14 protein-coding genes are annotated in these 15,867 nt (G+C 64.5%); 9 read left to right on the top strand and 5 right to left on the bottom strand.

Translation table 11 applies throughout. The features are described from left to right. Positions 1-211: 211 nt before the first annotated feature. Positions 212-856, top strand: coding sequence for a uracil phosphoribosyltransferase (upp, locus tag EXV95_RS05635; RefSeq protein ID WP_055401174.1), 645 nt, complete (start codon positions 212-214; stop codon positions 854-856). Positions 857-919: 63 nt separating this feature from the next. On the opposite strand, the gene EXV95_RS05640 is transcribed toward upp, so the two are convergent. Beyond that, entirely contained in the window at positions 920-1,459 is a 540-nt protein-coding gene (locus EXV95_RS05640) for a hypothetical protein (RefSeq protein ID WP_176886122.1), read from the bottom strand. Positions 1,460-1,825: 366 nt separating this feature from the next. Here EXV95_RS05640 and EXV95_RS05645 point away from each other — a divergent pair, with 366 nt between their 5' ends. The 7 genes from EXV95_RS05645 (at position 1,826) to EXV95_RS05675 (ending at position 8,984) form a co-directional block, all read left to right on the top strand. Then, entirely contained in the window at positions 1,826-2,836 is a 1,011-nt protein-coding gene (locus tag EXV95_RS05645) for a BMP family protein (RefSeq protein WP_176886123.1), read from the top strand. 220 nt (positions 2,837-3,056) lie between these two features. Beyond that, positions 3,057-4,025 carry a 5'-methylthioadenosine/S-adenosylhomocysteine nucleosidase gene (locus EXV95_RS05650; RefSeq protein ID WP_176886124.1) on the top strand — a complete coding sequence of 323 codons (969 nt, stop codon included), beginning with the start codon at positions 3,057-3,059 and terminating at the stop codon, positions 4,023-4,025. Further along, positions 4,026-5,582 (top strand): ABC transporter ATP-binding protein, encoded by a 1,557-nt coding sequence (locus EXV95_RS05655; protein WP_176886125.1) that lies wholly within the window; start codon positions 4,026-4,028, stop codon positions 5,580-5,582. It begins immediately after the preceding gene. Further along, a complete protein-coding gene (locus EXV95_RS05660) occupies positions 5,579-6,283 on the top strand; it encodes a hypothetical protein (RefSeq protein ID WP_176886126.1) in 705 nt (234 codons plus the stop codon). The genes EXV95_RS05655 and EXV95_RS05660 overlap by 4 nt, the downstream gene beginning before the upstream one ends. Continuing rightward, positions 6,273-7,331, top strand: a complete 1,059-nt coding sequence (locus EXV95_RS05665) for an ABC transporter permease (protein ID WP_176886127.1) — start codon at positions 6,273-6,275, stop codon at positions 7,329-7,331. The genes EXV95_RS05660 and EXV95_RS05665 overlap by 11 nt, the downstream gene beginning before the upstream one ends. 259 nt (positions 7,332-7,590) lie before the next feature. Next, positions 7,591-8,514 (top strand): ABC transporter permease, encoded by a 924-nt coding sequence (locus tag EXV95_RS05670; RefSeq protein WP_176886128.1) that lies wholly within the window; start codon positions 7,591-7,593, stop codon positions 8,512-8,514. After that, positions 8,511-8,984: a hypothetical protein gene (locus tag EXV95_RS05675; RefSeq protein WP_176886129.1), complete on the top strand. Its 474-nt coding sequence runs from the start codon at positions 8,511-8,513 to the stop codon at positions 8,982-8,984. The genes EXV95_RS05670 and EXV95_RS05675 overlap by 4 nt, the downstream gene beginning before the upstream one ends. A 17-nt stretch (positions 8,985-9,001) precedes the next feature. On the opposite strand, the gene EXV95_RS05680 is transcribed toward EXV95_RS05675, so the two are convergent. Next, entirely contained in the window at positions 9,002-9,394 is a 393-nt protein-coding gene (locus EXV95_RS05680) for a VOC family protein (RefSeq protein WP_176886130.1), read from the bottom strand. A 125-nt stretch (positions 9,395-9,519) separates the two neighbouring features. Between EXV95_RS05680 and EXV95_RS05685 the strand changes: the two genes are divergently transcribed. Next, complete coding sequence (locus EXV95_RS05685; protein WP_176886131.1) at positions 9,520-10,794, top strand: amidohydrolase family protein; 1,275 nt, start codon at positions 9,520-9,522, stop codon at positions 10,792-10,794. 58 nt (positions 10,795-10,852) lie between these two features. Here EXV95_RS05685 and EXV95_RS05690 read toward each other — a convergent pair whose 3' ends face one another. The 3 genes from EXV95_RS05690 to EXV95_RS05700 are packed head-to-tail and all read right to left on the bottom strand — an operon-like array spanning position 10,853 to position 15,823. Next, a complete protein-coding gene (locus EXV95_RS05690; protein WP_176886132.1) occupies positions 10,853-11,986 on the bottom strand; it encodes an ABC transporter permease in 1,134 nt (377 codons plus the stop codon). Position 11,987: 1 nt separating this feature from the next. Next, positions 11,988-14,759: a ribosome-associated ATPase/putative transporter RbbA gene (gene rbbA / locus EXV95_RS05695; RefSeq protein ID WP_176886133.1), complete on the bottom strand. Its 2,772-nt coding sequence runs from the start codon at positions 14,757-14,759 to the stop codon at positions 11,988-11,990. Continuing rightward, positions 14,756-15,823, bottom strand: a complete 1,068-nt coding sequence (locus tag EXV95_RS05700) for an HlyD family secretion protein (RefSeq protein WP_176886134.1) — start codon at positions 15,821-15,823, stop codon at positions 14,756-14,758. The genes rbbA and EXV95_RS05700 overlap by 4 nt, the downstream gene beginning before the upstream one ends. Between the last annotated feature and the right edge of the window lie 44 nt (positions 15,824-15,867).

The following is a 15,867-nucleotide window of genomic DNA, read 5'->3' on the forward strand; positions in this document are numbered from 1 at the left end:
CACTGGCCGAAAAGACGCGGTTTTAAGTGCCGGCTAGCGTGCAACACAACACTAGCCCCTCCTGAGTCGCCTGCGGCGCCCCAAGGAGTCGACGCCAGTTCCGAGGCAACTGCTGACCTGGGCCACACCGGCTTTTACGGGCCGTGGCACAAGTGCCGTCAAAATACGGCCACCGCTAATCATTCACCCCCCGAAGACCAAAGGCCGCGCCATGAGCACCGCTACCAACAACAACGTCACCGTCATCACCCACCCTCTCGTCCAGCACAAGCTCACGCTCATGCGCCGAAAGGACGCCAGCACCAACAGCTTTCGCCGCTTGCTGGGCGAGCTAAGTACGCTGATGGCGTATGAAGTCACGCGCGACATGCCGCTGCAGGACATCGAGATTGAAACCCCGCTGGAGACCATGACCGGCAAGGTCATCGACGGCAAGAAGCTGGTGCTGGTCTCCATCCTGCGCGCGGGCAACGGGTTCCTGGATGGCATGCTCAACGTGGTGCCCGGCGCCCGCGTGGGCCACATCGGCCTGTATCGCGACCCGGCCACGCTGCAGCCCGTGGAGTACTACTTCAAGATGCCGTCCGAAATGGACGAGCGCGACATCATCGTGGTGGACCCTATGCTGGCCACCGGCAACTCGGCCTCCGCCTGCGTAGACCGCCTGAAAAAGCTCAACCCCCGCTCCATCAAGTTCGTCTGCCTGCTGGCCGCCCCCGAAGGCATCGCCACCATGCAAAAGGCACACCCCGACGTACCGATTTTCACCGCAGCGATTGACCGCGAACTGAGCGACCACGGCTACATCCTGCCGGGCCTGGGCGATGCGGGCGACCGGATTTTTGGCACCAAATAGGCTGCGCACCCGCAAAAAAGCCCCGCATTTGCGGGGCTTTTTTGATACTGCGGGTACCGCAGTTCAGCAGATGGCTCCAGGGAGCTGCTGCATGCACTGGTGCGAGGTTGTGTTCGAACGGCCGGGCGCGGGTGCGTTTGCCTTTGCCGTAACCGAGCCAGCCGCTAGGCCTTTCACCACGGCATCCCCGGCCTGAAGCGAACGGTCGAACACCAGCGACTCGCCAAATACCAGCTCCACCCAGGTCGGGTAGGTGTAGGCTGTACCACGGTTATGGTCCACCACTGCGCCGATGACGCCGCCAAGGACGATATTCCCCGCCATCCCGCCATTGGGGCGGGATATCAAGCGTGCGTTGGCTGGCTGCTCTCCATTCTTCGTGCAGACGATCGTCATATCGCCCGCTGAACGGCGCAGTGCCTGCGTGCCGCCAGACTTGAAGCTTGTCGATCCATAGTCGTTCGTTGCCACACAGTCGGCGCCAGCTACCACCGCGCCACTCTTTTGCCTTGTATCCACGCGGACGCCGTGGGTGGTGTCGTTCGTTACCGAAGCACACCCGACCAACGTCATTGCGGTTGCCACTGCCATCAATGCTTTCACAAGAATCCCTCCCAAGTCATTTTGTAGTCACACACAAGCGCTTCGGGCGCATTCAGGGGAACCTCGCAAGGCCCCGTCTTCAGCGCCGCCCCCGGCATCCATCCAACGAATTCAAGGGACACCTGAAAACTCCCCGCGCCGTCTCGTACCAGCCAGCCGGTCCAGACGCCCTCATTCGAGCGCAGGATGGTAGTGCGAGAAATACGCTCGACAGCGATGGGCTTGCGAATTTCGGGGGCTACCGAAACACAATGTTTTAACGCTTGCATCTTGCAATCAAGATACCGCCATGCCCTTTGTGTGCATACTTATTGCTTGGACCCGAGCGCACATCCCCTTTTGTTGCATTTCACAAGGACCCCAACCATGACCACTCGCCGCATCTTCACTGGCAGCCTGCTCTGCATCTCCATGGCCCTGTCCACAGCCCTGACGCTCGCACCATCGCTGGCCGCAGCGCAGTCCAAGCTCAAGGTTGCGGCGATCTACACGGTGCCTTTTGAACAGCAATGGGTCAGCCGCATCCACAAGGCGCTTAAGGCGGCCGAAGCACGCGGCGAGATCGAATACAAAGCCAGCGAGAACGTCAGCAACGCCGACTACGAGCGGGTGATGCGCGAATACGCGACCGGCGGCAACCAGCTCATCCTGGGCGAAGCCTTTGCGGTGGAAGCCGCCGCCCGCAAGGTGGCCAAGGACTTCCCCAAGACGTCGTTTCTGCTGGGCTCGTCGGGCAAGCCGCAGGCGCCCAACTTCAGCGTGTTCGACAACTACATCCAGGAACCCGCGTACCTCAGCGGCATGGTCGCGGGCGGCATGACCAAGACGAACAAGATCGGCATGGTGGGTGGCTTCCCCATCCCCGAGGTCAACCGCCTGATGCACGCCTTCATGGCGGGCGCCAAAGAGACCAACCCCAAGGTCGAGTTCACCATCACCTTCATCAACAGCTGGTTTGACCCGCCCAAGGCCAAGGAAGCCACCTTTGCAATGATCGACAAAGGCGCCGACGTGCTCTACGCCGAGCGCTTTGGCGTGAGCGACGCGGCCAAGGAAAAAGGCAAGCTCGCCATCGGCAACGTGATCGACACCCAGCCGCAGTACCCCGACACGGTGGTGGCATCGGCCATCTGGCACATGGAGCCCAGCATCGACCGTGCGCTCAAGCTGGTCAAGGAAGGCAAGTTCACCGCCGAGGACTACGGCCCGTATTCGATGATGAAGCACAAGGGCTCTGAACTCGCGCCCCTGGGCACGTTCGAGAAGAAGGTGCCCGCCGACATCGTGGCCAAGGTCAAGGCCAAGGAGGCCGACATCCTGGCGGGCAAGTTCACCGTGAAGGTAGACGACAGCCAGCCCAAATCGACGGCCAAGTAAAAGGAGTGGATGACAAAACTCTTCTGGCGTTGTTGCTGTGTCTTGTCGTAGTTGCAGTACTGCCTGCGACACAGCGCCTAGCCATAACCGCTGCGCTGAGCTTTGTCAGCCACTCCCAATCCAGCACGAATCAACGGGATAAATAACTGGGCCACCACTCACTGCGGTGGCCCTTTCCGTTGTCTGTGCCCACCCTTCACTGTCACCACTCGGCAAGCCCATGACCACCACCTCGCCCACCCTATTTCGCCACTCCATCGCCTCTCATTTCACCCGGCTTCTGGGAGCACTGGCATTGGCTGGCGCGCTGGCCGGTTGTGCATCCAGCCCCGCAGGCAAGACCGTGCGGCTGGACGACACGCCCCGCATCGCCGTCATCTCCGCTTTTGCCCCCGAGCTGACCGTGCTGCTGCCCCAGGTGCAGCAGCCCGCCAAACACAGCATCAACGGCGTGGAGTTCACCACCGGCACGCTGGAGGGCAAGCCTGTAGTGGTATTCCTCTCCGGCATCAGCATGACCAACGCGGCCATGAACACGCAGTTGGTGCTGGACCGCTTCAATGTGAGCCATGTGGTCTTCAGCGGCATTGCGGGCGGCGTCAACCCCAGCCTGCACATTGGTGACGTCACGGTGCCCGCGCAGTGGGGCCAGTACATGGAATGGCTGATGGCGCGTGAAGACAAACCCGGCCAGTACAGCGCCCCCGCCTGGATGAAAAGCGAGCTCACGATGCCTGCCTTCGGCATGATGCACCCGCGCGCAGTCGAAGTGCGCTCGGCAGCCCAGTCCAAGCTCTCCAAAAAGTTCTGGTTCGAAGCCGACCCCAAGATGCTGGCCACCGCCCGCAGCCTGCAGAACGTGGGCCTGGAACACTGCCTGGCCGCCACCTGCCTGAAGCAGCGCCCACAACTGGTGGTGGGCGGTAACGGCGTATCGGGCCAGGCCTTTGTGGACAACAAGGCCTTCCGCGAATACGCCTTCAAGGCCTTCGAGGCCAACGTGCTCGACATGGAAACCGCCGCCACCGCCATGGTGGCGCACAGCAACGGCGTGCCCTACATCGCGTTCCGCTCGCTGAGCGATCTGGCGGGCGGCGGCGAGGGCGAAAACGAAATGGACACCTTCATGGGCCTGGCGGCAGCCAATTCGGCCAAGGTGTTGCGAGCGTTTTTAGCCAACTGGAAGTAAATGACAGAGTCCACCGCCACTGTCCTGCGCCTGTCGGGCATCACCAAGCGCTTCGGCAAGCTCGTCGCCAACGACGCCATCAGCCTGACCCTTGCGCGCGGCGAAGTGCTGGCCCTGCTGGGCGAGAACGGTGCGGGCAAGTCCACGCTGATGTCCATCCTGTTCGGGCACTACGTGGCCGACGAAGGCAGCATCGAAGTCTTCGGCCAGCCCCTGCCGCCCGGCCAACCGCGTGCGGCACTGGCAGCGGGCATTGGCATGGTGCACCAGCATTTCACGCTGGCCGACAACCTCACCGTGCTGGACAACGTGCTGCTGGGCAGCGAGCCACTGTGGCAGCCGTTTTCGCGCCGCAGCGAAGCACGGGCCAAGCTGCTGGCTGTGTCGCAGCAGTTTGGCCTGCCCGTCAGCCCCGATGCGCGCGTCGGAAACCTGTCGGTGGGCGAACGCCAACGCGTCGAAATCCTGAAAGCGCTCTACCGGGGCGCGCGCATCCTGATCCTGGACGAACCCACCGCCGTGCTCACCCCGCAGGAGAGCGAGGCACTGTTCGACACCCTCGCTCAGATGGTGGCGCAAGGCCTGTCCATCATCTTCATCAGCCACAAACTCGGCGAGGTGCTGCGCGTGTCCCACCGCGTGGCCGTGCTGCGCCAGGGCAAACTAGTGGCCGAGGCTCCTGCACAGGGCACCACGCAAGGGCAGCTGGCGCAGTGGATGGTGGGCCATGCGATTGAGGTGGCCGTGCGCCGCCCCGCACAAAACGTGGGCGAGCCGGTCTGCACGCTCAGCAACGTGAGCACCGCTCCCGCAGGGCGCGACCGGTTGAACCATGTGTCACTGACCCTGCGCGCAGGCGAGATCGTGGCGATTGCAGGCGTGAGCGGCAATGGCCAGGTGGCGCTGGCCGATGTGCTATGCGGCGTGCGCGCGGCCAGCGCAGGTCAGGTCACACTGCGTGGCGCGCCCCTGCAGGCCCATCCCGCCTGGCTGGTCAACCAGGGCGTGGCCCGCATCCCCGAAGACCGGCACGCCGTGGGCGTGGTGGGCGACCTGCCGGTGTGGGAGAACGCCGTGTCCGAACGCTTGCGCGGCCCCTGGTTTGCGCACCCGTGGTTCCGCGCGTTCTGGGTCAAGCGCCGCGCGGCGCGACAGCATGCGCAGCGGGTGACCGAGACCTTTGACGTGCGTGGCGGCGGGCCGGATGCGCCTGCGCGGTCGCTGTCGGGCGGCAACATGCAAAAGCTCATCCTGGGCCGGGCACTGATGCCACCGCAGGACGATGCGGGCAACACAGCGCCCGCACCCCAACTCATCGTGGCGCACCAGCCGACCTGGGGGCTAGACATTGGCGCGGTGATGTTTGTGCAGCAGCAGCTCATCAATGCGCGCGACGGCGGTGCGGCCGTGCTGCTGATTTCAGACGACCTTGATGAAGTGCTGGCCTTGGGCGACCGTGTGGCGGTGATGCATGACGGACGTTTGAGCGAAGCGCGACGCACCGAAGACTGGACGCGCAAGGAAATTGGTCTAGCTATGGCAGGGGCAGTTCAGTGACGAATCAAAAAACCATTCAATGGAATGCTCAGCGGACACGCAGCTTACTAAACAAGAAGTTTGGAGTCCCACATACCTTAGCAACAATAAAGCATTTCCAATCCGTCTTATATCGACTTAATTTTGCCGCCGACAGAATAAACCGGGCAAAACATGAGCTTGACAATGAGATCAAGACAGTCGCTGAACTTGATGATTTGCACGCAATCATGTTTAGCGCATCGGAACTTTCTGGCGACTTCGACAATTCAATGTATGTTATTAACAGAGAGCTGATAGCAGCGGTTCATGACATTCACTGTATACCGGACTGTCTCGCGCAAGGTCTTGCGATGTCTGCAAAAGTATCGACACTGACAAAAGAATATGCAAACGGAGTAGTAAAGTACTTTAAAAAAAATAACATCCCCCTAACCAAAGGACTGGAAAAAATAACTACCAGTCAAGCGTTCCTGCATCTGCGAGAAATCAGTAACAAATCAAAGCACTCCGCAATAATTTCCAGCCCGCTTTCAGCATCGAATGTGAGTTTCACGAATGGAATTCCGGACCATAAAATCATTTTTGATAGCCTGAATGGGTTTCCCCGAGTGAACGCAGTACCATTTATGGAATCTTTAATCGATTTCACGGTGGAAAACCTCAAAACAGTAGGTGAAGAGGTTGATACATACCTCGAGGGCTTACCCGATGCGGCTTGAAAAACGCAACCACACTTCCCCCGCCGCCTACGTGCTGGCGCCGGTGGGCGCCGTGGTGTTCACGCTGCTCATCAGCGGCCTGCTGGTGCTGTGGGCCGGTGCGCCGGTCGGCCGCACCTACGCGCTGCTGCTGCAGGGCGCCTTCGGTTCGGTGTTTGCGCTGACAGAAACCCTCACCCGCGCCACCCCGCTGATACTGACCGGGCTGGCGGCCGCTGTGGCCTTCCGCGCACGGTTGTTCAACATTGGGGCTGAGGGACAGCTCTATGCCGGAGCGCTCGCCGCTGTAGCCGTGGGCGGCATGCACGGCGGCACGGGGCTGGAGTGGTCGCCCTACCTGCTCTTCCCGCTCATGATGCTGGCGGCAGCCCTTGCCGGGGCCGCGCTGCTGCTGGGCCCCGCGCTGATGAAGGCGCGGCTGGGTGTGGACGAAGTGGTGACCACGCTGCTGCTCAACTTCATCATGCTGTTGCTGGTGTCGGCACTGCTCGATGGGCCGATGAAAGACCCGCTCTCCATGGGCTGGCCGCAAAGCGTGGCGCTGCAGGGCGACCTGGAGCTGTCCAAGCTGGTGCCACAAACTCGTCTGCACACCGGCCTGCTGTGGGCCGTGTCGCTGGCCGTGATGCTGTGGGCGCTGCTGGCACGCACGGTGCCGGGGTTTGACATCCGCGCCGCCGGGGCCAATGCGCGGGCGGCGGCTTTTGCGGGTGTGCCCATCACGCGCACTGTCGTACTGGTCGCTCTGCTCTCGGGCGGTCTGGCGGGGCTGGCGGGGGCCATTGAGGTGGCGGGCCGCACCAGCTATGTGACGCTGGACATGTCGCCCGGCTACGGCTACAGCGGCATCGTGATTGCCATGCTGGCCGGGCTGCACCCGCTGGGCGTGATCGCGGCGGGCACCTTTGTGGCGGGCGTGCTGGTGGGCGCCGACAGCATGAGCCGGGCGGTGGGTGTGCCCACCTACATTGCCGATGTGATCGTGGCGACCTCATTGATTGCGGTGCTGGTGGCGGGGTTGCTGACCCAATACCGCGTGAAGAAATGAGACACCCCCTGAGCCGCTTCGCGTCTTCCCCCTCTCCTTCGGGAGGGGGACGCCACCCGTGGCCTGGCAAAGCCAGTTCCACGGTGGCACTGGCTTTGGCCGCGCCAGTTGCGTCATGCAGAGGTCGAAGGAAAGCACCACACGCAGCCAAGATGACTCTCTGCTTCGTTCAGAAATTCAAGCCAAATTGGCCTCTAGCGCTTATCTATCAAGCGCTAGCAGCTATCAAAATCAAAGTAACCAGCACCGAGGCGGGCACATGACCGAACTGCTCGACATCCTCGCCAACCCCGCGTTCTGGATCGCCACCCTGCGCGTGGCCACGCCGCTCATCCTGGGCACGCTGGGGGTTCTGCTGTGCGAACGCGCTGGCGTGCTCAACCTGGGCATTGAAGGGATCATGGTCGCTGGCGCCTTCACCGGCTGGCTCACGGTGTATGCGGGCTACGGGCTGTGGACGGGGGTGTTGGTGGCGGCACTGACCGGCGCAATGTTCGGGCTGCTGCATGCGTGGCTCACCGTGGGGCTGGCGCTGTCGCAGCATGTGTCGGGCCTGGGCATCACGCTGCTGGCCACGGCGCTCAGCTACTACGGCTACCGCGTGAGCTTCCCCAAGGTAAACACGCCCCCCACCATCGAACCGTTTGCGCCCATGGAATGGCTGGGCATTCCCATCCTGTCGGCACAGACGCCGCTTACGCTGCTGGCGCTGCTGCTGGTGCCACTGCTGGCCTGGGTGCTGCTGCGCACGCCACTGGGCTTGGCGGTGCGCATGGTGGGCGAGAACCCACAGGCGGCCGAGGGCCAGGGCATTTCGGTGGCAGCCACGCGCACCGGCGCCATCGTGGCGGGGTCGGCGCTAATGGGCGTGGCAGGGTCGTTTCTCACGCTGTCGGCCTTCAACGCGTTTTTCTTCAACATGATCAACGGCCGCGGCTGGATCTGCGTGGCGCTGGTGGTGTTTGCCTCGTGGCGGCCCGGCAAGGCGTTGCTGGGTGCGCTGCTGTTTGCGTTTTTTGATGCACTGCAGTTGCGGCTGCAGCAGGCGGGCGATGCGTGGCTGCCCTACCAGGTGTATTTGATGCTGCCCTATCTGCTGTCCATCCTTGCGCTGGTGCTGGTGGCGCGCAAGGCGGCGTATCCGCAGGCGCTGATGAAGCCGTATCGCAAAGGGGAGCGATGACAAAAACAAGTAAGCCCGTCGCACGTTGGCTGGCAGGTGCACTTCTGGCCTTCACCGGTCAGGCCCACGCGCTGGGGATGGATCTGCCCTATGAATCCTTCGCCACCGCGCCCGATGTGGACTGGATCAAAGTCTGCGGCGACTGGCCCGCGCCCGCGCATTCCGGCGAAGGCCGCGGCGTGTACCGCATCGTGCACGCCACGCGTTATGCGCAGTCGTTCTTGTACCTGCAGTGGATCGTGCGTGATGGAAGCGACAGCGCCAGCGAGGTGCATACCGCGACCTTTGAACAGATCAACAACGACCATGCCGAAATCACCCTGAGCCAGATGAACTGCCAGCTCACGCGCAGGGGTATTCGATTTACCGCGCGGGCGCAGTCCGGCTACGACGACACCGTGTTCCGCATCACCATCGACGCGGGGCACAAGCCGGGCGAGGTGCGTTTTCGCACCAACAAGAGGCGGTGATGCGTTGCCCCCCTGACTCAGGCACCGGGGGCGCCCATGGGCGTGCACAGCTCCACCAGCGCCCCGTTGATATCCGCCACATAGGCCACTGTCTGGCCCCAGGACATTTGCTCCGGCGCCTGCACCAGTTGCGCACCGGCGCCCACTGCGCGTTGCACGGCGGCGGGTACGTCGGGGGTTGTGAACGCGATCTCGAAGCTTGGTGCGTCGGCCGATGCGCGCTGCGGGTTCTTGCCCAGTTCGGCCATCAGCCGCAGCGACGAGAAAGCGAGCGCGGTGGCGCCCGTGTCCAGCTCGCCATAGTCGCCCGCCTCGTGCACAAAACGGCGGACAAAGCCGAAAGCAGCCTCGTAAAAAGCGATGGTTTTTGGAACGTCTTCGACGTAGAGAATCGTGTAGCCAAAATGCATGAGAGCTGCCTTTGTAAGAATGGATGCGCTGAAACCTTGATGCGCACAGCGAGACCCAGAGCTTAGGCACAGAGCCCGCTCACGTCTTGAAAAAACCCGACACCACCACCCTAACAGCCCACGCCATGCTCGACCTGCTCATCACACACGCCACCCTGCCCGATGGCCGCCAGAACATGTCCATCGCCGTGCAGGACGGCCGCATTACCGAAGTGACCGAAGGCCTGCAAGCTCCAGCGCACGAAACGGTGGATGCTGCAGGCCTGCTGGTCAGCCCCCCGTTTGTGGACGCGCATTTCCACATGGATTCCACCCTGAGCTACGGCCAGCCGCGCGTGAACGAGAGCGGCACGCTGCTCGAAGGCATCGCGCTGTGGGGCGAGCTCAAGCCCACGCTGACGCACGACGCCATCGTGCAGCGCGCACTGCAGTACTGCGACATGGCCGTGGCGCGCGGGCTGCTGGCCATCCGCAGCCATGTGGACACGAGCCACCCCAGCCTGCTGCCGGTGCAGGCCCTGCTGGATGTGAAGCAGCGCGTGGCGCCATACCTGGATTTGCAACTGGTGGCGTTCCCGCAAGACGGCGTGCTGCGCGCGCCCGGCGGGCTGGACAACCTGAAACGGGCTCTGGACATGGGCGTGGACGTGGTGGGTGGCATTCCCCACTTTGAGCGCACCATGGCCCAAGGCGCCGAGAGCGTGAAGATCCTCTGCGAACTGGCCGCCGAACGTGGCAAACGCGTGGACATGCACTGCGATGAGTCCGACGACCCGCACTCGCGCCATGTCGAAACACTGGCGCATGAAACCCAGCGCCTGGGCCTGCACGGCCGCGTGACGGGCTCACACCTCACCTCCATGCACAGCATGGACAACTACTACGTGAGCAAGCTCATCCCCCTCATGGCCGAAGCCGACCTGGGCGTGGTGGCCAACCCGCTCATCAACATCACGCTGCAGGGCCGCCACGACACCTACCCCAAACGCCGGGGCATGACCCGCGTGCCCGAGCTGATGGCCGCAGGCCTCACGGTCGCGTTCGGCCACGACTGCGTGCTGGACCCCTGGTACAGCGGCGGCAGCGCCGACATGCTGGAGGCCGCGCACATGGGCCTGCATGTGGGGCAGATGACCAGCCAGGCGGCCATGCGCCAGTGCTTTGACGCAGTGACGGTGAACCCGGCACGCCTGCTGGGGCTGGAGGGCTATGGCATTGCGCCCGGCTGCCATGCCGACTTGGTGCTGCTGCACGCCCGCAACCCGGTGGAGGCCATCCGCCTGCGCGCCACGCGCCTCGGAGTGTGGCGGCGTGGCCAGCGGCTGGCCAGCAGCCCGGCGCCTGTGGCGCAACTGCACCTGCCGGGGCGGCCCGGCAACGTGAATTTCACGTCAAATTAGCCTCTAGCGCTTATCCAATAAGCGCGACCAGCTACATATTCAATAGCATTGCAAGCATCTACGCCATCCGCGCAATCGTCTTGCGAAACCGCGCCAGCGCCAGGCTGAACAGCACCGCGCCAATCCCCAGCAGCCACACCAGCGACGGCCACACCACCGCCCAGCCGGCACCCCGGTAGAGGATGGCCTGGGCCAGCTCGGTGAAGTGCGTCGTGGGCGCCAGCGCCATGCCGTACTGCACCCACAGCGGCATGCTCTCGCGCGGGGTGACGCCGCCCGACAGCATCTGCAGGGGCATCATCACCAGCACCATCAGTAAGCCAAACTGCGGCATGCTGCGCGCCACCGTGGCCATGAAGATGCCCATGGACGTGGTAGCAAACAGGTGCAGCGTGGCGCCCAGCAGAAAAAGCGGCACCGAGCCCTCGATGGGCACCCCAATCGCCCAGCGGATCACCGCCGTGAGCGACACCCAGGTAGCGACCAGCACCACCAGCGCCATGGCCCAGACCTTGGCCAGCATGATCTCGCCCGGGGTGACGGGCATCACCAGCAGATGCTCCACCGTGCCGTGCTCGCGCTCGCGGATCAGCGCAGCGCCGGTGAGGATGATGGAGAGCATGGTCACGATGTTGATCAGCTCCATGAGCGAGCCGAACCACGCAGGGTTCAGCGCCGGGTTGAAGCGTGCGCGCACCGTCAGTTCGATGGGCTGGGCCGCCACGGCGCGGTCGCGCTGCACAAACTCCGTCACCTCCAGCTGCACGATCTGCTGCACCGCCCCATTGGCCGCAAACGCCTGCCCCATGCGCGTGGCGTCGATGTTGAGCTGCACCTGCGGCACCCGGCCCGCCAGCACGTCGCGCTGGAAGTGCGCTGGGATGTGCAGCACTAGCGTGAAGCGGCCAGCGTCCAGCCCCGGGTCCACCTCGCGCATGCTGATCATGGCCGGGCGTGTGAACTGGGGCGCATAGAACGCGGTGGCGATGCGCTGGGACAAGGCCGAATCGTCCTCGTCCACGATGGCAATGGGCACGTGGTACAGCGTCTCGGGCTGCGCCATGCCCGCCGAGTACACCGCCAGCGTGGTGGTGTAGACGATGAGGAACAGCATGGCCGGGTCACGCCAGAGGCTCCATAGCTCCTTGATGCCCAAGCGAAAGATGTTGGACCAGCGGCCGCGCAGCGCCATATCAGGTCTCCTGCTTTCGTAACAGCAAGATCGCAGTACCGATGATGACCGGCACAGCCACCAGCATGGGCCAGAACTCCTCCTGCAGGTCTTGCAGGCCCAGCGCCTTGTTGAACACGCCCCGGCTGATGGTGAACATGTGGCTGGCCGGGTAGGCCTCTCCGAACCAGCGCGCAAAGCCGGTCATGGACGACACGGGGTTGATGAGCCCCGCAAACTGCACGGCTGGGATGAGCGTGCCCACCATGGCAAAAAACATGGCCGCAATCTGGCTGCGCGTGACGGTGGAGGCCAAGAGGCCCATGCCCGTGGAGCACAGGCAAAACAGCACGGCACCCAGCGTCAGCGTGGCAAAGCTGCCGGTGATGGGCACGCCAAACACCGTCACCGCCGCCAGGCACATCAAGCCAAAATTGAACAGCGCCAACAGCACATAGGGCAGCTGCTTGCCCAGCATGAATTCGGTGCGCGTGGTGGGCGTGACATACAGGTTGATGATGGAGCCCAGCTCCTTCTCGCGCACCACGGCCAACGCGGTAAGCATGGCGGGCAGCATGAGCAACAGCAGCGGGATCACGGCGGGCACCATGGACGGCAGGCTGCGCACGTCGGGGTTGTAGCGGTAGCGTGGCTCCACCTCCAGCAGGCCCCGGAGCACGGTGCCCGTGCGGCTGCGGCTTTGCTCCACCAGCCACTGCTGGTGCAGGCCCTGGGCGTAGCCGATGACGGTTTCGGCGCGCTGGGGCATGGCGCCATCCACCCAGGCGCCGATCTGCACGGGCTGGCCGCGCGCCACATCGCGCGCAAAGCCGGGCGGGATCTCCAGCGCCAGCGATATCTCGGCGGAGCGCATGCGCGCATCCAGCTCGGCGTAGGTGGTGATGGGCGGCTGCTCGGTGAAGTAGCGCGAGCCCGCCAGGTTCAGGGTGTAGGCCCGGCTCAGCGCGGTCTGGTCGCGGTCCAGCACGGCAAAGCGCAGGTTCTCCACATCCATGCTGATGCCGTAGCCCATCACGAACATCAGGATCAGCGAGCCCAGCAGCGCCATGGCGCCACGCACCGGGTCGCGGCGCAGCTCCAGCGCTTCGCGCCACTGGGTGCTGTGGATGCGGGCCAGACTTTGGCGCAGGCGGGTGGGCAAGGTAGGCGGATTGGGGGTGTGCACAGGGGATGGGGCGGGTGGTGCCGAAGCCGCAGCAGGCTCCTGGGCCGGTGCGGTGCCTGCGGCGTCTTCCAGGTAGCCAATGAAGGCCTCTTCCAAGGTGGCCGCTCCCCGCTTGGCAACGATGTCCTGCGGCGCCGCGCTCTCCAGCACCCTTCCTGCGTGCATCAGCGAGATGCGGTCGCAGCGCTCGGCCTCGTTCATGAAGTGGGTGGAGATGAAAATCGTGACTTTGTCGCGCCGCGCCAGCTCCACCATCAGGCGCCAGAAGTTGTCGCGCGCCATGGGGTCCACACCCGATGTGGGCTCGTCCAGGATCAGCAGCTCGGGCTGGTGCACCATGGCCACGGCCAGCGACAGGCGCTGGCGCATGCCCAGCGGCAGTTTCATGGGCAGTGCGCTGCGAGCGGTCTGCAGGTCAAAGCGCTCCAGCATGGCCGTCACACGCGCGGGCACCTCGGCCTCGGGCACGTGGAATAGCCGGGCGTGGAGCACCAGGTTCTGCTCCACCGAGAGTTCGCTGTACAGCGAAAACGCCTGCGACATGTAGCCCACGCGCCGCCGCGTGGCCATGTCTTTGGGGTCCACCGGCTGGCCGAACAGCCAGGCCTGCCCGTCGCTGGCGGGCAGCAGGCCGGTGAGCATCTTCATGGTGGTGGACTTGCCGCAGCCGTTGCTGCCCAAAAAACCAAAGATCTCGCCGCGCTGGATGCGAAAGCTCACATGGTCCACCGCCACGAAGTCGCCAAAGCGCATGGTCAGGTCGCGCGCCTCGATGGCGACGTTGGCAGCGTCGTCTGCCTGCGAGCGGTCCAGCGGCGGAATCTGCACCGCCTGGTGGCCCCGGCGCTTGGCCTCGGGCAGCAGGGCCACAAAAGCCTGTTCCAGCGCATCGTGCCCGGTGCGGGCCATCAGCTCGGCAGGGGTACCGGTGGCCAGAATGCGCCCTTCATCCATGGCCACCAGCCATTCAAAACGCTGCGCCTCTTCCATGTAGGCGGTGGCCACGATCACGCTCATGCCGGGCCGCGCGGCGCGGATGCGGCCGATCAAATCCCAGAACTGCGCACGCGCCAGCGGGTCCACACCGGTGGTGGGTTCGTCCAGGATGAGCAGGTCAGGATCGTGGATGAGCGCGCAACACAGGGCCAGCTTCTGCTTCATGCCGCCCGAGAGCTTGCCCGCAGGCCGCGCGAGGAAAGGGTACAGCCCCGTGCTGCGCGTGAGTTCGTCAATGCGGCGGCGCCGCTCGGCCGCGTCGTGCCCAAACAAGCGGCCAAAGAACTGCAGGTTCTCTTCCACCGACAGCGTGGGGTACAGGTTCTTGCCCAGGCCCTGGGGCATGTAGGCAATGCGGGGGCACACCCGGCTGCGGTGGCGGCTTTGGGCCATGTCGCCGCCCAGTACCTCCACCGTGCCCTGCTGCACCGCCCGTGCGCCCGCCACCAGGGCCAGCAGGCTGGACTTGCCCACGCCGTCCGGCCCGATCAGGCCCACCATGCGGCCGGCGGCCACCTCCAGGTCGATGCCATCGAGCGCCACCGTGCGCCCGTAGCGCTGGCCCACGCCGCGCAGGCGGGCCACGGGTGCAGCGCTGGCAGATAGATTCACTGACCGGCCTTGACGGCGAGTTCTGCGGGCCACTCCACCGCAGGGTCTACCCGCAGCCAGGCCACGCCGGGTAGGCCGGTCTTGACCTGCTCCTGGTGGCGCAGCAGCAGCGCCTTGTCGATCTGCGCGCGCACGCGGAACATGAGCTTCTGGCGCTCGCTGGCGGTCTCCACCGTCTTGGGGGTGAACTGCGCGGTGCTGGCGACAAACGAGACTTCTGCAGGAATCACAAAACCCGGCGCGGCATCGAGCACGATGCGCACCTCGCTGCCCAGCGCCACGCGACCCGCCACGGTTTCGGGCAAGAAGAAAGTCATGTACACATCGCTCAGGTCCACCAGCTGCAGCACCCGTGCGCCCGCGCCCACCACCTCGCCGGGCTGCACCACGCGAAACTGCACGCGGCCGTCGCGCGGGGCCTTGAGTTCGCTGTCGGCCAGCTCCACATCGATGCGCGCCAGCGTGGCCTGCAGCGCGCGCACGTTGGCCTCTGCACTGGTCACCTGCGTGCGGGCGGCGCCAATGCCCGCCTGCGCGGCCTTGGCCTGGGCGCGTGCGGCGGTGAGTGCTGCCAGCAGGCTGTGCACCTTGGCGCGATCGTCGTCGAGCAACTGGCTGGAGAAGAAGCCTTCGCGCGCCAGCTTTTCCGAGCGCGGCAGGCGCCGCTGTGCGGTGTCCAGGTCACTCTCGCGCTGTGCCACCACAGCCAGGGCGGCCTGGTGATCGCTTTCGCGCTGGGCCACCTGCACCTGGGCGCTGCTGATGGCCAGCTGTGCCTGCTGCAGCCGGGCCACGGCTTCTTCACGCTGGGCCTGCAGGCCGTCGATCTGCATGCGGGCCAGGGGTTGGCCGGCTTTTACGAAATCGCCCTCGGCCACCAGCACCTCCAGCACGCGGCCCGCCAGCTTGGTGGCCACGGCGATCTCGGTGGCCTCGATGCGGCCGTTGCCGCTCACAAAACCGGGGCCTGGCCCCTGGGCCTGCCAGGGCGCCCAGCGCAGCAGCAGCCAGCCCCCCAGCAGCACCACGGCCAGGGCCGCGGCGATCTTCCATTGCTTGCTCATGGTCCATCCTTGTGGGCACATGGGCCCATCGGGGGATGGTAGCT

The organism is Acidovorax sp. JMULE5 (genome assembly GCF_013376875.1).
GTDB classification, from domain to species: Bacteria; Pseudomonadota; Gammaproteobacteria; order Burkholderiales; family Burkholderiaceae_C; genus Acidovorax; species Acidovorax facilis.